This is a genomic window from Elioraea tepidiphila DSM 17972, assembly GCF_000378465.1.
GTDB classification, from domain to species: Bacteria; Pseudomonadota; Alphaproteobacteria; order Acetobacterales; family Acetobacteraceae; genus Elioraea; species Elioraea tepidiphila.
The window spans coordinates 128193-148130 of record NZ_KB899919.1; the positions used below are offsets into that span (position 1 = coordinate 128193).

At 70.0% G+C, this 19938-nt stretch carries 18 protein-coding genes; 6 read left to right on the forward strand and 12 right to left on the reverse strand.

Going from position 1 to position 19938, the window contains the following annotated elements; genetic code table 11:
- Positions 1-70 precede the first annotated feature (70 nt).
- Positions 71-2665: a magnesium-translocating P-type ATPase gene (mgtA, locus tag F563_RS0109730; protein WP_019014480.1), complete on the forward strand. Its 2595-nt coding sequence runs from the start codon at positions 71-73 to the stop codon at positions 2663-2665.
- Here mgtA and F563_RS0109735 read toward each other — a convergent pair.
- The 12 genes from F563_RS0109735 to hisB all read right to left on the reverse strand — a co-directional run bounded on the left by F563_RS0109735 (position 2641) and on the right by hisB (position 12912).
- Complete coding sequence (locus tag F563_RS0109735) at positions 2641-3141, reverse strand: GAF domain-containing protein (RefSeq protein WP_019014481.1); 501 nt, start codon at positions 3139-3141, stop codon at positions 2641-2643. The two genes, mgtA and F563_RS0109735, sit on opposite strands and share 25 nt — an antisense overlap.
- Positions 3138-4052 (reverse strand): branched-chain amino acid ABC transporter permease, encoded by a 915-nt coding sequence (locus F563_RS0109740; protein ID WP_019014482.1) that lies wholly within the window; start codon positions 4050-4052, stop codon positions 3138-3140. The genes F563_RS0109735 and F563_RS0109740 overlap by 4 nt, the downstream gene beginning before the upstream one ends.
- Complete coding sequence (locus F563_RS0109745; protein ID WP_019014483.1) at positions 4052-4942, reverse strand: branched-chain amino acid ABC transporter permease; 891 nt, start codon at positions 4940-4942, stop codon at positions 4052-4054. Before F563_RS0109745 ends, F563_RS0109740 begins: the two co-directional genes overlap by 1 nt.
- Positions 4943-4946: 4 nt before the next feature.
- The gene (locus F563_RS0109750) at positions 4947-6140 is read right to left on the reverse strand and encodes an ABC transporter substrate-binding protein (protein WP_019014484.1); all 1194 of its coding nucleotides are present in this window, start codon (positions 6138-6140) and stop codon (positions 4947-4949) included.
- A 42-nt stretch (positions 6141-6182) separates the two neighbouring features.
- Positions 6183-6896, reverse strand: a complete 714-nt coding sequence (locus F563_RS0109755; RefSeq protein WP_019014485.1) for an ABC transporter ATP-binding protein — start codon at positions 6894-6896, stop codon at positions 6183-6185.
- Positions 6893-7663: an ABC transporter ATP-binding protein gene (locus F563_RS0109760; RefSeq protein ID WP_019014486.1), complete on the reverse strand. Its 771-nt coding sequence runs from the start codon at positions 7661-7663 to the stop codon at positions 6893-6895. Before F563_RS0109760 ends, F563_RS0109755 begins: the two co-directional genes overlap by 4 nt.
- A gap of 176 nt (positions 7664-7839) precedes the next feature.
- Positions 7840-9795, reverse strand: coding sequence for an acetate--CoA ligase (gene acs / locus F563_RS0109765; protein WP_019014487.1), 1956 nt, complete (start codon positions 9793-9795; stop codon positions 7840-7842).
- A 109-nt stretch (positions 9796-9904) separates the two neighbouring features.
- Positions 9905-10639: a 1-(5-phosphoribosyl)-5-[(5-phosphoribosylamino)methylideneamino]imidazole-4-carboxamide isomerase gene (gene hisA, locus F563_RS25955; protein ID WP_026299473.1), complete on the reverse strand. Its 735-nt coding sequence runs from the start codon at positions 10637-10639 to the stop codon at positions 9905-9907.
- Positions 10636-11253: a GNAT family N-acetyltransferase gene (locus tag F563_RS25960; protein ID WP_019014489.1), complete on the reverse strand. Its 618-nt coding sequence runs from the start codon at positions 11251-11253 to the stop codon at positions 10636-10638. The genes hisA and F563_RS25960 overlap by 4 nt, the downstream gene beginning before the upstream one ends.
- Positions 11254-11267: 14 nt before the next feature.
- Positions 11268-11933 (reverse strand): imidazole glycerol phosphate synthase subunit HisH, encoded by a 666-nt coding sequence (hisH, locus tag F563_RS0109780; protein ID WP_019014490.1) that lies wholly within the window; start codon positions 11931-11933, stop codon positions 11268-11270.
- Complete coding sequence (locus tag F563_RS22160) at positions 11930-12310, reverse strand: DUF2628 domain-containing protein (protein ID WP_019014491.1); 381 nt, start codon at positions 12308-12310, stop codon at positions 11930-11932. Before F563_RS22160 ends, hisH begins: the two co-directional genes overlap by 4 nt.
- A complete protein-coding gene (gene hisB / locus F563_RS0109790; protein WP_019014492.1) occupies positions 12310-12912 on the reverse strand; it encodes an imidazoleglycerol-phosphate dehydratase HisB in 603 nt (200 codons plus the stop codon). Before hisB ends, F563_RS22160 begins: the two co-directional genes overlap by 1 nt.
- Before the next feature lie 105 nt (positions 12913-13017).
- Between hisB and hslV the strand changes: the two genes are divergently transcribed.
- The 5 genes from hslV (at position 13018) to cas2 (ending at position 19896) form a co-directional block, all read left to right on the forward strand.
- Positions 13018-13566, forward strand: a complete 549-nt coding sequence (gene hslV / locus F563_RS0109795) for an ATP-dependent protease subunit HslV (RefSeq protein WP_019014493.1) — start codon at positions 13018-13020, stop codon at positions 13564-13566.
- Positions 13567-13718: 152 nt separating this feature from the next.
- The gene (gene hslU / locus F563_RS0109800) at positions 13719-15035 is read left to right on the forward strand and encodes an ATP-dependent protease ATPase subunit HslU (protein WP_051089368.1); all 1317 of its coding nucleotides are present in this window, start codon (positions 13719-13721) and stop codon (positions 15033-15035) included.
- Between the two features lie 499 nt (positions 15036-15534).
- On the forward strand, positions 15535-18639 hold the full coding sequence (gene cas9 / locus F563_RS0109805; protein ID WP_019014495.1) for a type II CRISPR RNA-guided endonuclease Cas9: 3105 nt from the start codon (positions 15535-15537) through the stop codon (positions 18637-18639).
- Positions 18636-19568 (forward strand): type II CRISPR-associated endonuclease Cas1, encoded by a 933-nt coding sequence (gene cas1 / locus F563_RS0109810; protein WP_211211412.1) that lies wholly within the window; start codon positions 18636-18638, stop codon positions 19566-19568. Before cas9 ends, cas1 begins: the two co-directional genes overlap by 4 nt.
- A complete protein-coding gene (cas2, locus tag F563_RS0109815) occupies positions 19552-19896 on the forward strand; it encodes a CRISPR-associated endonuclease Cas2 (protein ID WP_019014497.1) in 345 nt (114 codons plus the stop codon). The genes cas1 and cas2 overlap by 17 nt, the downstream gene beginning before the upstream one ends.
- Positions 19897-19938 lie beyond the last annotated feature (42 nt).

The following is a 19938-nucleotide window of genomic DNA, read 5'->3' on the forward strand; positions in this document are numbered from 1 at the left end:
AATCGCGCCGGGGTCGCGAAGGCCCCCGCCCGCCGCGCTATAGTCCGCGCCGGATCGCCAACCGACGCGGATGGAGCCCGTGTCCGAGGATGACGACGCCCCGCACGGGCTCTGGACGGCGCCGATCGATCAGGTGCTGACGCGCCTCGGCACCACGTCGGCCGGACTTTCCAGCGAGGAGGCGGCGCGCCGCCTCGCCGCCCACGGCGCCAACCGCATCGAGCCCGATGGCCGGCGCCGGCTCGCGCTCGACATCCTCCGCCGCCTCGCCAATCCGCTGGTGCTGGTGCTGCTGTTCGCCGCCGGCGTCTCCGCGGTGGTGCAGGACCCGGCGAGCTTCGTCATCATCACCGTGATCGTGCTGCTCTCGCTTGCCCTCGACCTGGTGCAGGAGCGCCGCGCCGAGGCGAAGGTGGAGGGTCTGCGCGCGCGCGTTGCCCTGCGCAGCACCGTGCTGCGCGATGGCAGCGCGGCCGAGATCCCGGCGGCCGCAATCGTGCCGGGCGACGTGATCCTGCTCGCGGCCGGGGATCTCGTACCGGCCGATTGCCGTTTGATCGAGGCGCGCGACCTCTTCGTCAACGAGGCGCTGCTGACGGGCGAGGCTTTTCCGGCCGAGAAGACCGTGCGCACGCTGACGCCGGAGGAGGCGCGCGACGCCACGGGCCTCGTCAACGCGGCCTTCATGGGCAGCTCGGTGATCAGCGGCACGGCGCGCGCGGTGATCGTCGCCACCGGGCGCGCGACCGAGCTCGGCCGCATCGCCGGCGCCCTCCACCGCCCCGCCCCGCCGACCGCCTTCGCCGCCGGAATCCATGGCTTCGGCATGCTGATCGTGCGGCTGACCGTGCTGCTGGTGCTGTTCGCGCTGCTAGCCAATCTGCTGCTGGAGCGCCCGCTGATCGACTCCTTCCTGTTCTCGTTGGCGCTTGCGGTCGGGCTGACGCCCGAGCTGCTGCCGATGATCGTCTCCGTCACGCTGGCGCACGGGGCGATGCGCATGGCGCGCAAGGAGGTGATCGTGAAGCGCCTCTCCGCCGTGCACGACCTTGGCGCGATGGAGGTGCTGTGCTGCGACAAGACCGGCACGCTGACCGAGGCGCGGATCCGGCTGATCCGCGAGCTCGATCCGACCGGTGCGGAGAGCCGGCGCGTGCTCGACCTCGCCTGCCTGAACGCCGCGTTCGAGACCGGCATCCGCAGCCCGCTCGACGCGGCGATCGTGGAGGCTGCGCGCATCGACACCACCGCGTGGCGGAAGATCGACGAGGTGCCATTCGACTTCGAGCGGCGCCGCGTCTCGGTGCTGGTCGAGCGCGACGGCACGCGGCTGCTGGTGGTGAAGGGCGCGCCGGAGGACGTGATGCGCCTCGCCTCGCGCGTGCAGGCTGAGACGGACGCGGCGCCCCGCCCGTTCGACGATGACGCGCGTGCGATGGCGTCCGACGTGTTCGAACGCCTCGGCAGCGAGGGGTTCCGGGTGCTCGGCATCGCCTGGCGCGAGGTCGGCCCGGAGCACGACCACGCCGTGGTGGACGACGAGTCCGACCTGGTGTTCGGCGGCTTCGCCGTCTTCCTCGATCCGCCGAAGGAGAGCGCGCGGCCGGCGCTCGCCGAACTCGCCCGGCTCGGCGTGGCCGTGAAGATCGTCACCGGCGATAACGAGCGCGTCACCGCGCATGTCTGCGGCGAGCTCGGCCTTGCGGTGACCGGCGTGATGACCGGCGACGAGCTCGCCCAGCTCACCGACGAGGCGCTGGCGGCGCGGCTGGAGACGACGACGCTGTTCTGCCGCATGACGCCGCCGCAGAAGGCGCGCGTGATCCGCGCGCTGCGGCGCTCCGGACGTGTCACCGGCTATCTCGGCGACGGCATCAACGACGCGCCGTCGCTGCACGCGGCGGATGTCGGGCTGTCGGTGGACAGCGCGGTCGATGTCGCGCGCGAGGCGGCGGTGATGGTGATGACACGCAACGATCTTGGCGTGCTGGCCGAGGGCGTGCGCGAGGGGCGGCGCACCTTCGCCAACATCATGAAATACGTGATGATGGGCACCAGCTCGAACTTCGGGAACATGGTGTCGATGGCGGCGGCCGTGCTGTTCCTGCCGTTCCTGCCGATGCTGCCGGTGCAGATCCTGCTGAACAACCTGCTCTACGACGTCTCGGAGATCGCGATCCCGCTTGATCAGGTGGACGAGGAGACGGTCGCCGCGCCGTGCCGGTGGGACATGCGCTTCGTGCGCGATTTCATGCTGGTGCTGGGCCCCGTCAGTTCGGCCTTCGATATGCTGACCTTCGGCCTGCTGCTGATCGTGTTCGGCGCCGACGCGGCGCTGTTCCGCACCGGTTGGTTCATCGAATCGATGGCGACGCAGGTGCTGGTGATCTTCGCCATCCGCACGGTGCGCCCGGCCTGGCGAAGCCTGCCACATCCGCTCCTCGCGGCCGGCGCGCTGGCGGTGGTGGCGGTCGCGGTCGGGCTTCCGTTCACGCCCCTCGGTGCGTGGTTCGGCTTCGTTCCGCCGTCAGCCGCACTGCTGGCGGCGCTCGCGGCGATCACGGTCGCGTATCTCGCGGTCGTGGAGGAGGTGAAGCGACGCTTCCACGCGCGCCATCCGCTCGTGGCGGGCCCGGCGGCTCAGCGCCTGAGCAGCAGCAGGTAGGCCGGCACGGCGAGCGCAGCGAATGCCTCGGCCACCTTCACGTCGGCCTCGCGGTACCAGTGCGCGCGGTGCAGCAGGTTGAGCGTACCGAGCGTGCGGCCGTTCCACACCACCGGCACGTTCAGGACCGAGTCGCAGCCGAGCGAGGCGATCAGTTCGTGGTCGAAGAACACCGCGCGGATGTCCTCCGCCGTGCGGCCGATATAGGCGCGCTGGTCGCGCAGGACCTGCTGCGTCCAGGGCGTGGGGTTGAGCGGCTTGCGGCCGCCGACGGGATACTGCGTCGGGTGGCTGGTCCAGAAGCGCTCGCTCTCGCCGGTGTCGTGATGGTGCAGCAGCACGGTGAACAGGATGTGGCCGATCGCCTCGCCCATCGCGGCCTGCAGGGCGGCGAAGGTGGCGCGCGGCTGGCCCTCGCGGCGCAGCGCGTGGGCGACGGCGAGCAGGTGCGGCAGCGGATCGGGTCGGTCGGTCATGACGCGCCTGGCAGTCTGTGGCGGATGTGGCGTTCGGGGAACAGGCCCTGCGGACGGAAGCGCAGCAGCACGATCAGCAGCGTGGCGATCAGGAACTCGCGCACCGCGGCGACCTGCACCGCGGCGAGGCCGGGAATCTCGGCGACCACGAAGCGCGTGCCCTCCATGAACGCGACGACCAGGGCTGCGCCGATCACCGCGCCCGCGTTCGTGCCGGTGCCACCGGCGGTGAGTGCGAGGACGATGTAGATGGTGATCAGCGGCACGAAGCCCTCGGGCGCGATATAGGCGTTGTAGTGGCCGTAGAGGGCGCCTGCGAAGCCGGTGATGGCCGCCCCTACCGCGAAGGCCTCGGTCTTGAAGCGCAGCACGGGCTTGCCCGCGACCGCGGTCACCTGGTCGTCGTCGCGGATCGCGCGCAGCACGCGGCCATAGGGCGAGTGGCGGATGCGCTGGCAGATCAGATAGACGACCAGCACGGCGAGCGCGGTGATGCCGAGGAAGATCAGGTTGAAGGTGGCGGGCGCGACCTGACCGCGCCAGGGGCCGGGGATCGCCGAGATGCCGTCGGTGCCGTTGGTGAAGCGGATCTCGTTCGAGGCGATGATGCGCACGACCTCGGAGAAGCCGAGCGTGACGATCGCGAGGTAGTCGCCCTTCATCTTCGCGGTCAGCCGCGCGACCAGCGCGCCGGCGGTGGCGGTGACGATCACGGCGGCGAGGATGCCGAGCGGCATCGGCCAAGTGGCGTGGCGCACGGTCAGCAGGGCCGAGGTGTAGGCGCCGACCGCCATGAAGCCGACCAGGCCGAGATTGATCATCCCGGCCATGCCCCAGATCACGTTCAGCCCGAGCGCCATCAGCCCGTAGAGCCCGGCGAACACGGCCATCGCGACGAGATAGTTCTCCATCAGTAGGCGCGCTCCCCGAGGATGCCTCTGGGCCGGAAGATCAGCACGACCAGGATGGCGATGAAGCCGACCGCGGTGCGGTAGGAGGCGTCGAGGATGAGGATCGACAGTTCCTCGCCGACGCCGACCACCGCCGCGCCGACGACCGCGCCCGGGATCGAGCCGAGCCCGCCCACCACGGCGGCGGCGAACACCGACAGCACGGCGCGGAAGCCGGTCAGCGGATCGATCGAGGTGTCGAGGCCGAGCAGCATCCCGCCCACGCCCACCAGCCCCATGCCCATGAACGAACCGAGCCGCGCCACCGTATCGGCGTTGATCCCCTTGATGCCGGCGAGCATCGGATTGTCGGCGACCGCGCGCATCATCTTGCCGGTGCGGGTGAAGGCGAGGAACAGGAACACCGCCGCCATCACCGCAATGCTGATCGCGGCATTCTCGACCTGCTGCGGCCCCACGCGCAGGAAGGCGAAGCCGAGATCGATGCGCCAGTCGCGCCAGACCGGCAGGTCGTAGCCGCGCAGATCGTTGCCGAAGAAGAAGCGGATGACGTTCTCGAGCGCGATGGTCAGCGCGACGGCGGCGATCGCGGCGGTGAGCGGACCGGTGCGGCGCAGCGGCTTCATCACCACCTCGTCGCACGCGACGCCGGAGAGGGCGGGGATGATGAAGGCGAGCAGCAGGCTCGGGATCACCGGCAGGCCGAACCAGACATTCGCGACATAGCCCGCATAGGCGCCCATGGTGGCATGCGAGGCGATCGAGAAGTTCGGGAAGCGCAGCACCGCGTAGATAGCGGTGAAGCCGATCGCCGGCAGCGCGAGGATGGTGCCGGCGACAAGCCCGTTGACGAGGAGCTGGGGCAGCTCCTCGATCACATGGGACAGCACGCGCTCAGGCGATGCGCAGCGTGCGCAGCTTCCCGCCTTCCGCGACCTCGTAGCGGAACGGACAGGTCAGGATGTCGCCGGTGTCGGTGAAGTCGCAGGCGCCGGAGGAGCCGGCGTAGTCGATCTTCCTGCCATCCTTCAGCAGCCGGAGCCCCTCGACCACGTCGGTGACGCGCTCGCCGCCGCCCTGGCTGACCGTGCGCACGGAGACGCGCAGCCCCTCGCCGGTGATCGCCGGCGCGATCGCGGCGGCGAGGCAGGCGAGCGAGGCGTGGTCGTTGGTCTGGCAGGAATACGGATCGGGATCGTCGGTGCCGAGCAGCGTCTGCAGCCGCTTGAAGGCCGGGCTCTCGACATCCGGGCTTGGCGCCCAGGTGACGGTGCCGTTGGTGACCTCGGCGGGCAGCGAGTCGAGCAGGCGCTGGTTCACGGCATAGGCGGGCGCGACCTTGCCGCCGGTCCAGCCGGCGCGGAACAGCTCGCGCAGCAGGATGGTCACGTCGGGCAGGTAGCCGTTGAGGAAGATGTAGTCGGGCCGTGCGCGCAGCGCCTGGTCCACCTCGGAGCGGAACACGGTCTTGTCGCGGTCGTAGATCACCTGGCCCGCGACCTTGCCGCCGTATTTCGGCATCTCGCGTTCGAGGATGACGCGGTTCGGCTCGGCGAACGGCGTCTGGGCGGCGAGGATGAAGATGTTCCTCGCCCCGCGCTCGCCGAGGAACTCGGCGAGCTTGGTGATCTGCAGGGTCGAGTTGGGCTGGGTGCGGATGATGAAGCCGCGATGCGGCAGTTGGGTGATGCTGTCGGCGCCCGAGACGGTGAACAGCATGGTCCGGCTTTCCCAGCACAGGGGCGCGACGGCGGTGGTGACCGCGGAGGCCCAGGTGCCCATGATGGCGATGACGCGATCGACGTCGATCAGCTTGCGCGCGGCGCGCACGGCGGCGTCGGGGTTGGTCTGGGTGTCCTCGCCGAACAGTTGCACGCGGCGGCCGTTGATCCCGCCCGCGTTGTTCACCGCCTCGATCACGCCCTCGATCGCCTTGCGCATGGAGGGGCCGTAGGGCCCGCCCGCGCCGGTGAGCGGGTTGAGCGCGCCGAAGCGGATCGGCTCGGCCTGGGCGCGGAGGATGGCGGGTGCGGCAAGCGCGGCGGCCGTCCCGGCCAGCAGCGCGCGGCGGTTCAGACGGACGAGCATGGGTGGTCTCCCTGGGGACTGCCGACTGATGATGACGCGGAATCACCCGCCGAGGAAGATTCGTCGCACCTCGGGGTCGGACGCCAGGGCGGCGGCCTCGCCGGTGCGGGCATTGCGGCCGTCCACGAGGATGACGCCGCGGCGGGCGATCGACAGCGCTTCCAGCGCGTTCTGCTCGACCATGGCAATCGCGGTGCCTTCGGCATTGATGCCGCGGATGGTGTCGAACAGCGCCTCGGCCGCGACAGGGGAGAGCCCGGCGGAGGGTTCGTCGAGCAGCAGCACGCGCGGTTCCACCATCAGCGCCATCGCCATGGCGAGCATCTGGCGCTGTCCGCCGGAGAGGGTGCGCGCGGCCTGGCGGCGCTTCTCGGCGAGGATGGGGAAACGCGCGAAGATCGCCTCGATGCGGCGGGGTGTCTCCTTCGGCTGGATGAAGCCGCCCATCTCCAGGTTCTCGCGCACCGACATGGTGGGGAAGACGTTCTGTTCCTGCGGCACGAAGGCGATCCCCCGCGCGGCGATCTCGCGCGGGGGGTGGCCGGCGATCGCGGCCCCGTCGAGCGTGATCGATCCGGCGGAGGGGACCAGGATGCCGGCGATCGCCTTCAGCAGCGTGGATTTGCCCGCGCCGTTCGGGCCGATGATCGCGACGACCTCGCCCGGGTGGACGTCGAGATCCACGCCCTTGAGGATCATGTCGGCGGCGGCATAGCCCGCCACCACGCCGCGCGCGGAGAGCAGGGGCGCGGTCATGCGGAGGCGAAGCGGCGGCCCATATAGGCTTCTTGCACCGAATGGTCCGCGGCGATCGTTTCAAACTCGCCTTCCGCGAGCTTGCGGCCTTCGGCCATGACGATGACGGGCGAGCAGAGCCGGGCGATCGCGTCCATGTGGTGTTCGATGATGAGGAAGGTGAGGCCTTCGTCGCGGAGCCGCATCAGGTGGTCGCCGATCTCCGCGGCGAGGGTGGGGTTCACCCCTGCGATCGGTTCGTCGAGCAGGATGAGCTTGGGATCGGTCATGAGCGCGCGACCGATCTCGAGCAGCTTCTTCTGCCCGCCCGAGAGTTCGGCGGCCGGATTGTTCGCCACGCGCAGCAGATTCAGGCGGCGCGCGGTTTCGATGGCGCGGTCGAGCAGCTCGGACTCGCGGGTGCGTGCGGCGCGCGAGGGGAGGATGGCGAGGGGGAGGGATTCGCCGGGCTGGTGTGCGCCGTAGAGCATCAGGTTCTCGAGCACGGAGAGGCGCGGGAAGCCGCGGGCGATCTGGAAGGTGCGGACGAGGCCGCGTTGGGTGACGCGGTCGGGGCGCAGCCCGGTGATGTCGGTGCCGTCGAATTGGACGGTGCCGGAGTCGGGTGGGACGAGGCCGGTGATGACGTTGAAGGCCGTGGTCTTGCCGGCGCCGTTGGGCCCGATGAGGCCGGTGATGGTGCCGGCTTCGACGTCGAGGTCGAGGCCGGTCAGCGCATGAACGCCGTAGAAGCTGCGGGTGAGGCCGCGGACTTCGAGCAGGGGCATGGGCAGGAGACTACGGGGATCGCGGCGCAAGGGAAGGGGGAGGGTCCGGCGGATCCGCGCTCACCTTCTCCTGAGCGGACCGTGTTCGGTCGCCGGAGGCCAGGGGCCATCGCCCCGTTCCGGCGCGGATTGCCGCGGTGGGGCCCCTCGCTGGCCCCGGCTCTCCCCATGCCTGGTCACCGAACGCGGTTCGCCACCAGTTCCGTCACCACCGCCGGGTCAGCCAGCGTGCTCGTGTCGCCGAGATTCTCCGTCTCGTTCGCCGCGATCTTGCGCAGGATGCGCCGCATGATCTTGCCCGACCGCGTCTTCGGCAAACCGGGCGCCCACTGGATCGCGTCCGGCGAGGCGATCGGACCGATCTCCTTGCGCACCCAGGCGATGAGCTCCTTGCGCAGAGCCTCGCTCGGCTCGACCCCGGCCTTCAGCGTCACATAGCAGTAGATGCCCTGGCCCTTGATGTCGTGCGGCATCCCCACCACCGCCGCCTCCGCGACCGCCGCATGCGCAACGAGCGCGGACTCGATCTCCGCCGTGCCCATGCGATGGCCGGCGACGTTCAACACATCATCCACCCGCCCGGTGATCCAGTAGTACCCGTCCGCATCGCGCCGCGCCCCGTCGCCGGTGAAGTATCGCCCCGGGAAGGTCGAGAAGTAGGTCTGCACGAAGCGCTCATGGTCGCCGTACACCGTGCGCATCTGCCCGGGCCAGGAATCGGCGAGGCACAGATTGCCCTCGGTCGCGCCGTGCAACTCGTTGCCCTCGCCATCCACGATCACCGGCTTCACCCCGGGCAGCGGCAAGGTGGCGGAGCCGGGCTTCAACGCCGTCGCCCCCGGCAGGGGCGAGATCAGGATCCCGCCCGTCTCGGTCTGCCACCAGGTGTCCACCACCGGGCAGCGCCCGTCGCCGACATTGCGCCAGTACCAGAGCCACGCCTCCGGATTGATCGGCTCTCCGACCGTTCCGAGCAGGCGCAGGCTGGCGCGCGACGTCTTCTTCACCGGCGCTTCGCCCTCGCGCATCAGCGCACGGATCGCCGTCGGCGCGGTGTAGAAGATGTTGACCTTGTGCTTGTCCACCACCTCCCAGAACCGGCTCACCGACGGATAGTTCGGCACGCCCTCGAACATCAGCGTGATCGCCCCGTTCGCGAGCGGCCCGTAGACGATGTAGGTGTGCCCGGTCACCCAGCCGACATCGGCGGTGCACCAGTAGATATCACCGTCATGGTAGTCGAACACGTTCTGATGCGTGAACGACGCCCACACCATGTAGCCGCCGGTGGTGTGCAGCACCCCTTTCGGCTTTCCGGTCGAACCGGAGGTGTAGAGGATGAAAAGCGGATCCTCGGCACCCATCGGCTCGGGCGGACACTCGGCCGAGGCGGCACCGCAGACCTCGTGATACCAATGGTCGCGCCCGTCCTTCATCGCGACGGCGGCGCCGGTGTGCTTCACGACAATCACGTCCTTGATCGTCGGCGCGTTCTTCAACGCTTCGTCCGCGTTCGCCTTCAACGGCACCTTGCGCCCACCGCGCAAGCCCTCGTCCGCGGTGATCAGCAGCGTCGAGGCGCAATCCTCGATGCGCCCGTGCAGGCTCTCGGGCGAGAACCCGCCGAACACCACCGAATGGATCGCGCCGATCCGCGCGCAGGCCAGCATCGCCACCGCCGCCTCGGGGATCATCGGCAGATAGATCGTAACGCGATCACCCTTCTTCACGCCGAGCGCCTTCATCGCGTTGGCGAGACGGCACACCCGCTCATGCAGCGCGCGGTACGTGATGTGGGCGCTCTGCGTCGGATCGTCGCCCTCCCAGATGATCGCGGTCTGATCCCCGCGCGCGGCGAGGTGCCGGTCGAGGCAATTGGCCGAGGCGTTCAGCACGCCATCCTCGTACCAGCGGATGCGCACGCGTCCGGTGTAGTCCACGTCCTTGATCCTGGTCGGAGGCTTGATCCAGGAGATCCGCTTCGCCTCGTTCGCCCAAAACGCGATCGGATCGGCCTTCTCGGCGGCCACCATCGCCTGGTACTTCGCCGCATCGACATGTGCGCGCTTGGCCCACTCGGGCGGCACGGGAATCACGGTCTCGGCGGCCTTGGTCGCGATGGTGTCGGGCATCGGCGGTCTCCCCAATCGTTGCGGCGCGCGGACAGGATCACGCAGGCGCGCCACGGGCGTTGTTCTGGGTCAAAACCTAGCCGATGCCGCGGGTTGGAGGGGAGCCCCCTCAGCCCCGCGCGGCCCTGAGCGCCTCTTCGGGACTGATCCGGCCGTCATACAGCGCCCGTCCGACGATCACACCCTCGATCCCCGCCGCGGCGCGGGCGCGCACGGCGGCAATGTCCTCCACCCGTGCCACCCCGCCCGAGGCGATCACCGGGGTCGTGAGCGCCCAGGCGAGATCCTCGGTCTGTTCGAGATTGAGCCCGGCCAGCATCCCGTCGCGCGAGATGTCGGTGAACACGATCGCCGCCACGCCGGCGTTCTCGAAGGCGAGGGCGAGATCGAGCGCGCGCATCGCCGTGGTCTCGGCCCAGCCTTCGGTGGCGACGAAGCCGTCGCGCGCATCGATCCCGACGACGATCCGTCCGGGAAACGCCCGGCACGCCTCGCGCACGAGGTCGGGGTTCTTGGCCGCGGCGCTGCCCAGGATCACCCGCCGCACCCCGGCCGCGAGCCAGCGCTCGATCCCGGCCATGTCGCGGATGCCCCCGCCCAGCTGCACCGGAATGTCCACCGCCGCGAGGATCGCCGCGACCGCCTCCGCATTGGCGCTGCGTCCCTCGAAGGCGCCGTTGAGGTCGACCACATGCAGCCAATCGAACCCTGCGTCCTGCCAGGCCCGCGCCTGCGCCGCCGGGTCATCGGCATAGACCGTCGCCTCGCTCATCTCGCCGCGGCGGAGCCGGACGCAGGCCCCGTCCTTGAGATCGATCGCGGGATAGACCGTGACCGCTTTCACGACCCCTTGGCCCGCCGACCGGTCGGCGCGAGGCACTTGAAGTAGAAATGGCCCGCGATCACCCGGCCGCCGACCTGCGCATAGACGGGGTGTGTGCCCCAGCGCTGGAAGCCTGCGGCCTCGAACAGGTGGATCGCGCCCTCCTGCGTCTCGCGCACATCGAGGTTCAGCACGCGCACACCGATCGCCGCGGCGTAGGCCTCGACCCGGCGGACCAGGAGCCGCGCGAGGCCATGGCCGCGCGCATAGGGCGCGATGAAGAAGTGCATGAGCTGGGCCGAGAAGGCCTGCGCCTCGTTGTTGCGCGGCGGGCGGACGAGCTGGGCCGCGCCGACGATGGTGCCGTCGAGCCGGGCGACGAACAGGCTGCGCTCGGGCACCAGCAGCACGCCGCGGAAATAGCGCGCCAGCGTGTCGCGCGGCTGTGGCTTCACCCAGCCGAACCCGCCACCGTCCATGATGGCAGCCGCCGCTGCCTCGGCAAGCTCGTTGAGCTCGGTCTCATCGAGCGCCTGGGCACGGTCCACCGCCAGCGTCGGCTGCGGCCGCGGCGGCGTGGTCGATGCCCCATGATGCTGCTCCGGCGGAGGCGCCCCGCGGTCGTTCCGTTCCATCGCGCGCCGTCTCCTCACGGGCTCCACGCCAGGAAGTTCGCCAGGATGCGCAAGCCCGTTGCCTGGCTCTTCTCCGGGTGGAACTGCACGCCCGCGACATTCCCGCGCGCCACCGCGGCCACGACCGGGCCGCCATAGTCGGTCACCGCCATCACGTCCGCCTGGTCCCCTGCGGCCAATGCATAGGAATGGACAAAATAGACATGGGAAGCTTGCGGAAGTCCTTCCAGGAGCGGGTGCGCCGGCTCACGCCACGCCAACGCGTTCCAACCCATCTGCGGGTAGGGCAGATGCCCCGCCGGATCGTGGCCCGGCAGGTCGCGGATGTGCACCACCTCGCCCCGCAGCCAGCCGAAGCCCTGGTGCACGCCATGCTCGAGCCCGCGGTCGGCCAGAAGCTGCATGCCCACGCAGATGCCGAGGAAGGGCACCCCGCGCCGGCGCACCGCGTCGCCCAGCACTTCGAGCATGCCCGGCACGGCGGAAAGCCCGGCGAGGCAGTCGGCGAAGGCGCCCTGGCCCGGCAGCACGATCCGGTCGGCGCGCGCCACCGCCTCGGCCTCGCCGGTGACCACCACGCGCACGCCGCGCGCGGCCTCGGCGGCGACCCGCTCGAACGCCTTGGCGGCGGAGCGGAGATTGCCGGAGCCGTAATCGACGATGGCGACGGTGCCGCTCACGCCCGCGCCGCACTCCAGGCGAGCAGGTCCGGCCGGCCGGCATAGAGCCGTGCCAGCGCCTCGTCCTCGCCCCCCTTCGCCGCGACCACGCCGATCATCCGCCAGCCGCGTCGTTCCAGGGTCCAGCGGCGGAGGTCGCGGGCGTGGAACCCGACCAGAAGCTGCACGGCGAAGGCCGCAAGGGCGATCGCGGCCTCGGGCAGCGCCTGGGCCGCCGCGCCGAAGATCGCGCCGAGCGCGACGTAGAGCACCAGCACCAGCCACATGCGGTTGACCAGGAACCACAGCATCGGGAACAGGAAGGCCAGCGCCGCGAAGCCCTCGCGCACGAGGATGGTCTCCTGGCCCTGGCGGACATGCACCGTCCAGACGCGCATCAGCCGACGAGACTGCCCTTGGTGGAGGGAATCGCGCCGGCGGCCCGCGGATCGGGTTCCACCGCCGCGCGCAGCGCACGGGCGAGCGCCTTGAAGCAGGCCTCGGCAATGTGGTGGCTGTTCGCGCCCGCGCGCAGCGTCACGTGTAGAGTGATCCCCGCGTTGGTGGCGAAAGCGCGGAACCATTCGACGAACAGCTCGGTGTCCATCTCGCCGACCTTCATGGTCGGGAAGGTCACATCCCAGGCGAGATACGGCCGGCCCGAGATATCCACCGCCGCCTCGGCCAGCGCCTCGTCCATCGGCACGGTGGCCGCGCCGTAGCGGCGGATGCCGCGCTTCTCGCCGAGCGCCTGCGCCACGGCCTGGCCGAGCACGATCCCCGTGTCCTCGGTGGTGTGATGGGCATCGACATGCAGGTCGCCCTCGGCCGCGAGCTCGATGTCCAGCATCGAGTGGCGGGCGAGCGCCGTGAGCATATGGTCGAGGAAGCCGATCCCGGTCGCGACCTTGGCCGTGCCGCTGCCGTCGAGATCGACGGTCGCGGCAATGCGCGTCTCGCTCGTCTCGCGGCGGATGGCGGCGCGGCGCGGGGGGGTCATGGCCACGCTTCTAGCGAAGGGACGCGGCGGCGTCCACGCGGGCGGGTTGCTGCGGAACGCCCGGCGGGCCATCTATCGGGGACCTTGGACACCTCCCCGGACAGCATGAGCACGCACGACCCCACCGGCTGGCACGGCACCACCATCCTTTGCGTCCGCAAGGCCGGGCGCGTCGCCATGGCCGGCGACGGCCAAGTCAGCCTCGGCCAGACCGTGGTGAAAGGGAACGCGCGCAAGGTGCGGCGCATCGGCGGCGGCGCGGTGCTGGCGGGCTTCGCCGGCGCGACCGCGGATGCGTTCACGCTGCTCGAGCGGCTGGAGGCGAAGCTGGAACGGTTTCCCGGCCAGCTCGAACGGGCCTGCGTCGACCTGGCGAAGGACTGGCGCACGGACCGCTATCTGCGCCGGCTGGAGGCGATGATGGCGGTCGCCGACAAGGACCGCTCGTTCCTGCTGACCGGCACGGGCGACGTGCTGGAGCCGGAGGATTCCGTGATCGGCATCGGCTCGGGCGGGAACTACGCGCTGGCCGCGGCGCGGGCGCTGATCGATCGTGAGGACATGGATGCCGAGGCGATCGTGCGGCGGGCCATGGCGATCGCCGCCGAGATCTGCGTGTACACGAATGACAGGCTTACGCTCGAAGTGATCTGAAGAAAGCGTCCCGGGGGGCCATTGGCCCCCCGGACCCCCCTGGAGGGCGTCGCTCCCGTTGGTCGCGACGCGGGCCCCGACCAACGGGAGGGGCCCCCAGGTGCAGGGGGTCCGGGGGACCAGCGTGGTCCCCCGGTCCTATGGAGACCTGGATGACCAACTACTCCCCGCGCGAGATCGTCAGCGAACTCGACCGCTTCATCGTCGGCCAGAACGACGCCAAGCGCGCCGTCGCGATCGCGCTGCGCAACCGCTGGCGCCGCCAGAATCTGCCCGAGGACCTGCGCGCCGAAGTGCTGCCGAAGAACATCCTGATGATCGGGCCCACGGGCTGCGGCAAGACCGAGATCGCCCGCCGTCTCGCCCGCCTCGCCCAGGCGCCGTTCCTGAAGGTCGAGGCGACCAAATACACCGAGGTCGGCTATGTCGGCCGCGACGTCGAGAGCATGATCCGCGACCTCACCGAGGTCTCGCTGCAGATGACGCGCGAGCGGCTGCGCAAGGAGGTCGCCGCCAAGGCCGAACTCGCCGCCGAGGAGCGGCTCGTCACCGCGCTGGTCGGCGAGGGCGCCTCCGCCGAGACGCGCATGAAGTTCCGCCGCCTGCTGCGCGAAGGGAAGCTCGAGGACAAGGAGGTCGAGATCCAGGTCGCCGACACCGGCGGCGTGCCGATCGGGGCGATGGATATCCCCGGCATGCCCGGCGCCCAGATGATGAACATCCAGGAGATGATGGGGAAGATGTTCGGCGGACGGCAGAAGCCGCGCCGCACCAGCGTCGCCGAGGCGCGCGACCTCCTCCAGCAGGAGGAGTCCGACCGGCTGCTCGACCAGGACCGCGTACGCCGCGAGGCGATCGAGGCGGTCGAGAACCACGGCATCGTCTTCATCGACGAGATCGACAAGGTCTGCGCGCGATCCATGGACGGCTCGGGCTTCCGCGGCGGCGACGTCAGCCGTGAGGGCGTGCAGCGCGACCTCCTGCCGCTGATCGAGGGCACGACCGTCACGACCAAGCACGGCCCGGTGAAGACCGACCACGTGCTGTTCATCTGCTCGGGCGCGTTCCACCTCGCCAAGCCCGCCGACCTGCTGCCCGAGCTTCAGGGGCGCCTGCCCATCCGCGTCGAGCTGAAGCCGCTGTCGCGCGACGACCTCAAGCGGATCCTGACCGAACCCGAAGCGAGTCTGATCCGCCAGTACGTCGCGCTGATGGGCACGGAGCGGGTCGAGCTCCGCTTCACCGATGACGCGATCGATGCGCTGGCCGACCTCGCCGCGGCGATCAACGAGCGGGTGGAGAACATCGGCGCGCGGCGGCTGCACACGGTGCTGGAGAAGCTGCTCGACGAGATCAGCTTCACCGCCGCCGACCGCCCGGGCGAAACCATCACGGTGGACGCGGCCTATGTGAAGGAGCGGGTCGCGCCGCTGGCCGCGAACGCGGATCTCAGCCGCTTCATCCTGTAGCGGACGGCAGCGGGTCGGGGCGCGCTCACGCCCGGCCGCACGATCTCGAAGGACTTGGACTGCCCGAGCACCGTCCGGCCGGCCGGACGTCAGGGACCGGCTTGGATCAACGGAACGGCGGGCGGGGCCGGTGATGATGCCGTCTTCGACGGCGAGGTCGAGGCCGGTGAGCGCGTGGACGCCGTAGAAGCCGCGCGTGAGGCCGCGGACGTCGAGCAGGCGCATGGGCACGAGCCCAGGGAGATCACGGCGCGAGGACAGGGGGAGGGTTACGGTGGCCTCGCTGGCCCGAGTGCGCGCTCCGCGGCGGCCCGTCACCGACGAAAAAAGGGCGAGCCGTGGCTCGCCCTCTCATTCGGTGGACCCGGAGGTCCTTGTTAACGGAAGGCCCGCGTTTATCCCCTGGGCGACCAGAGGCCACCCCATCGGCTAACGGAGTCGAGGCTTCCGGCAGGATCATGTAACGTTTCCTCCATTGAAGCAACCGGCAGGATGCGTCATGCACTATCGGCTGGCCCTGGATATCGGCGCAAACTCGATCGGCTGGTGCTGCCTTCGGTTGAACGAGGCCGGTCAGCCGGCCGGCATCCTGGCGATGGGCGTGCGGGTGTTCCCGGACGGGCGCAACCCCAAGGACGGGTCCTCGAACGCGGCCGCGCGGCGCCAGCCCCGCGCCATGCGGCGGAACCGAGACCGATACCTGCAACGCAGACGCGCGCTGTTGAACGCCTTGACCCGATTCGGGCTGATGCCAGCCGATGAGGCGGCACGGTGTGCCGTGGCGCAGCGCGATCCGTGGGCGCTGCGGGCCGAGGCGCTGACGCGACGCCTGGCGCCCGAGGAGCTGGGGCGCGTGCTGTTCCACCTGAACCAACGCCGGGGCTTCGCCTCGAACCGCAAGGCCGACCGCGGGAACGAGGAGAAGGGGAAGATCGCCGAGGCCGCGGATCGCCTCCGGGCGGAGCTCGCGCGGGCCGAGGCGGCGACCCTGGGCGCGTGGCTTGCCGAGCGACACGCGAAACGCGAGCCGGTTCGGGCACGGCTGGTCGGGGCTGGCGCGAAGGCTGCCTACGATTTCTATCCGACGCGCGACCTGATTCAAGCCGAGTTCGATACGATCTGGGCCGCCCAGGCCGGGTGGAACCCGGCTTTGACCGAGGAGATGCGGGAGGCGCTTCGGACCATCATCTTCCATCAGCGCCCGTTGCGGGCGGTGCGGCGCGGCAAGTGCTGGCTGGAGCCGGGCGAGGACCGCGCCTATCGCGCGATGCCGACGACCCAGCGGTTCCGGATCGCGCAGGACCTGGCGAACCTGCGACTGAACACCCCCGGCGAGCCGGCGCGCGGGCTGACGGAAGGGGAGCGTGCGCTTCTGGCGTCGGCGCTGCGCAAGGGGAAGGACCTGAGTTTCGACCGTATCCGGTCCGTTCTGAAGCTGCCCGCCGATACCGATTTCAACCTGCAAAGCGCGAAGCGCGACGAGCTCAAAGGGGACGAGACCGCGCACAGGCTGGGCGGCAAGAAGGCTCTGGGCGACGCATGGCACAAGCTGCCGCTGGACGCCCAGGACGAGGCGGTCGAGGCGCTGCTGGAGGCCGAGGACGAGGCGGCGCTGATCGCGCGCCTCGCGGTCATCGGGCTGGACGAGGCCGCCGCGCGGACCGCGAACGACGTGACGTTGCCCGACGGCACCGCGTCCCTGTCGCTGAAGGCGATGCGGACCATCCTGCCGCATCTGGAACGGGGCCTGCGCTACGACGAGGCGGTGCAGGCGGCGGGCTACGTGCACCACTCCGACCGACGTACCGGCGAGATCATGAAGCGGCTGCCGTACTACGGCGAAGTTCTGGGCGAGCGGATCGGCACCGGATCGAACCAGCCAGACGATCCGGAGGAGAAGCGGTTCGGGCGCGCGCCCAACCCCACGGTGCATGTCGGGCTGAACGAACTGCGGCGCGTGGTGAACGCGCTGATCGACCGGTTCGGCCATCCGCACGAGGTGGTGGTGGAAGTGCTGCGCGAACTCGGCCGCAGCCAGAAGCAGCGGCAGCAGATCGAGCGGGAGCAGGCCGAGAACCAGCGCGCGAACGAGCGGCGCGCGCAGGAGCTGAAGGCGCTGGGGTTCCCGGTGAACGGACGGAACCTGATGCGGCTCAGGCTGCTGGAGGAGCAGGCGTTCGATCCGAAGGATCGCGTCTGTCCGTATACGGGAACGATCATCACCCCGCGCACCGCATTGTCGGAGGAGGTGGAAGAGGATCACATCCTGCCGTTTGCGCTCACCTTCGACGACAGCACGGCCAACCGCGTGCTGTGCACGCGCGAGGCGAACCGGCTGAAGCGGCGGCAGACGCCGTTCGAGGCGTTCGGCCATACACCGCAGTGGCCGGCGATCCTGGAGCGGACGAAATCGCTGCCGCAGAACAAGCGGTGGCGGTTCCAGCCTGACGCGGGCCAGAAGTTCAAGGACGAGGAACAGTTCCTGGCCCGCCACATGAAGGAAAGCGCTTGGCTGGCGCGGCTGGCGCGGATGTACCTGGAAGCGATCGCGCCCGAGCGGGTGGTGGCGGTGCCGGGCCGGATCACCGCGATGCTGCGCGACACGTTGGGGCTGAACTCGGACTCCGTGCTCGGCAAGGGCGGGGCGCGGAAGGACCGCACCGACCACCGGCACCATGCGATCGACGCGGTGGTGGTGGGGCTGATCGACCGGTCGTTCCTGCAACGGGTGCAGACGGCGGCGCGGCGGAGCGAGGAGGAGGGACGGCGGCGCTTCGCCGATCTCGGTGAGCCGTGGCCGGGGTTCGTGGCGGAGGTGGGCGCGGCGGCGCGGGCCATCGTGGTGTCGCACAAGCCGGATCACGGCTGGCAGGACGCGCTGCACAACGAAACGGCCTACGGCCCGATCGTCGGCGCGCAGCGCGGCGGACCGAACGTGGTGGTGCGTCGGCCGATCGAGACGCTGGCGGACAAGGGGACCGAGGCGGCGGACGCGGTTCGTGACGCGCCGCTGCGCGAGAAGCTGCGTGCGGTGCTGGCGATCACGGACAAGGCGGCGCGGAAGGCCGCGCTCGCAGCGATCGAGCATCCGGCGGGTGTTCGGGTCCGGCGCGTGCGGATGGTGGAACGGCTGGACAGCACGTTGGCGATCGCGGATCGGCGGACCGGCAAGCCATACAAGGTGATGAAGCGGGAAGGCAATCACCGCGCCGAGGTGTGGCGGATGCCGGACGGCAAGCTCAAGCTGTGGGTGGTGTCGACATTCGATGCGGCGCAGGAGGCGGAGGCGCGGCGACTCGGGCGCAAGGTGCCCGACCTGCGGCCGCATCCGGCGGCGAAGCTGCTGATGCGGCTGCACAAGAACGACATGGTAGCGCTCGGCGAGGAAGAGGGACGGCGCTTGATGCGCGTGGTCAAGTTCAGCGAGGGGAACATTACGCTTGCGCCACACCAGGAGGGCGGCAATCTCAAAGCACGTGACGCCTCGAAGGATGACGAGTTCAAATACTACTACCTGAGCGGCAAGCGCCTGCGCGAGGACAAAGCACGGCCCGTTTCGGTCGACCCGGCCGGCGTCGTGCGTGATCCGGGACCCCTTCCGTGAGCCCCCTGGGCAGGCTGGTGGAGATCGCCGAGGAGGGGCGGCACCTCGCCAAGGATCGCGGCTTCCTGACCGTCTCAGCGCGCGGGGAGGAGGTTGGCCGCGTACCGCTGGACGATCTCGGCGGCGTGATCGCCACGGGACACGGCACGACGCTGTCGCTGAATCTGGCGGCGGCGCTGGCGGAGCGGGGTGTGGCGCTGGTGTTGTGCGGACGCAATTTCGTGCCGACGTCCTTGCTCTGGCCTGTGACAGGGCACCATGCGCAGCAGCGACGCATGGAGGCACAGATCGCGCAGGGCGGCGTGCTGGCGAAGCGGCTCTGGGCGCAGCTCGTCGCGGCCAAGGTGCGACGCCAAGGCTGGGTTCTGGCGCAGGTGGGCGAGCGGACGGGCGCGTTCGCGCGCTTCGCGCGGATGGTGAAGGCGGGCGATCCCGAGAACATCGAGGCGCAGGCGTCTCGGCGCTACTGGCCGCTGCTGTTGGGGCGCGCGTTCCGGCGCGATCCGGACGGGAACTGGCCGAACGCGGCGCTGAACTACGGCTATACGGTGCTCCGCGCGGCGACGGCGCGCGCGATCTGCGGCGCGGGGCTGCACCCGTCGCTCGGGATCTTCCATCGGCACCCGCGCAACGCGATGGCGCTGGCGGACGACCTCATGGAACCGTTCCGTCCTGTGGTCGATCTGCTGGTGCGACAAGCGCTGGATGAGGGCGAAGGCCGCATGACACCCGACGTCAAGAAGCGTCTCGCCGGCGTATTGGCCTACGACCTGGTCAGCGCGGCCGGAACGACGCCGCTCGGCACCTGCGTGCAGCGGCTCGCGCAGTCGCTGGCATCCTGTTATCTCGATGGCGGAACTGTCCTCGACCTGCCGCATGTCGAAGTGCCGGCGGACGGACGGGAGGATGCGGATGAGCCGCCGTTCTGAGGCGCTGTCCGCCTATCGGTTCATGTGGCTGCTGGTGATGTTCGATCTGCCGGTGATGACGAAGGCGCAGCGGAAGAAGGCGACCGCATTCCGCAAATGGCTCCTGGACGAGGGCTACGAGATGAGCCAGTTCAGCGTGTACCTGCGGTTCTGCGCCGGGAAGGAACAGGTGGAGCGCCGGATCAGGGATATCGGCCGCAATCTGCCGGGCACCGGGAGCATCCACGCCCTGGCGGTGACGGATCGCCAGTTCGAGCAGATGACGACGTTCCGGGGCCGCGAGCGCGGGCGGGGCCGAAGGGCGCCGGAGCAACTGGATTTGTTCTGATGGCAAGACATCCGACTCCTCCGGTGCAGCGATTCCCGTTGT

Coding starts and splice junctions, on each gene's coding strand:
- cas2 (WP_019014497.1), top strand. CDS start 19,552: ATGAGCCGCCGTTCTGAGGCGCTGTCCGCCTATCGGTTCATGTGGCTG.
- F563_RS0109760 (WP_019014486.1), bottom strand. CDS start 7,663: ATGCCCCTGCTCGAAGTCCGCGGCCTCACCCGCAGCTTCTACGGCGTT.
- hslU (WP_051089368.1), top strand. CDS start 13,719: ATGACCAACTACTCCCCGCGCGAGATCGTCAGCGAACTCGACCGCTTC.
- cas9 (WP_019014495.1), top strand. CDS start 15,535: ATGCACTATCGGCTGGCCCTGGATATCGGCGCAAACTCGATCGGCTGG.
- F563_RS22160 (WP_019014491.1), bottom strand. CDS start 12,310: ATGCGCGTCTGGACGGTGCATGTCCGCCAGGGCCAGGAGACCATCCTC.
- F563_RS0109755 (WP_019014485.1), bottom strand. CDS start 6,896: ATGACCGCGCCCCTGCTCTCCGCGCGCGGCGTGGTGGCGGGCTATGCC.
- F563_RS0109740 (WP_019014482.1), bottom strand. CDS start 4,052: ATGGAGAACTATCTCGTCGCGATGGCCGTGTTCGCCGGGCTCTACGGG.
- F563_RS0109735 (WP_019014481.1), bottom strand. CDS start 3,141: ATGACCGACCGACCCGATCCGCTGCCGCACCTGCTCGCCGTCGCCCAC.
- hslV (WP_019014493.1), top strand. CDS start 13,018: ATGAGCACGCACGACCCCACCGGCTGGCACGGCACCACCATCCTTTGC.
- F563_RS0109750 (WP_019014484.1), bottom strand. CDS start 6,140: ATGCTCGTCCGTCTGAACCGCCGCGCGCTGCTGGCCGGGACGGCCGCC.
- mgtA (WP_019014480.1), top strand. CDS start 71: ATGGAGCCCGTGTCCGAGGATGACGACGCCCCGCACGGGCTCTGGACG.
- hisB (WP_019014492.1), bottom strand. CDS start 12,912: ATGACCCCCCCGCGCCGCGCCGCCATCCGCCGCGAGACGAGCGAGACG.
- acs (WP_019014487.1), bottom strand. CDS start 9,795: ATGCCCGACACCATCGCGACCAAGGCCGCCGAGACCGTGATTCCCGTG.
- F563_RS25960 (WP_019014489.1), bottom strand. CDS start 11,253: ATGGAACGGAACGACCGCGGGGCGCCTCCGCCGGAGCAGCATCATGGG.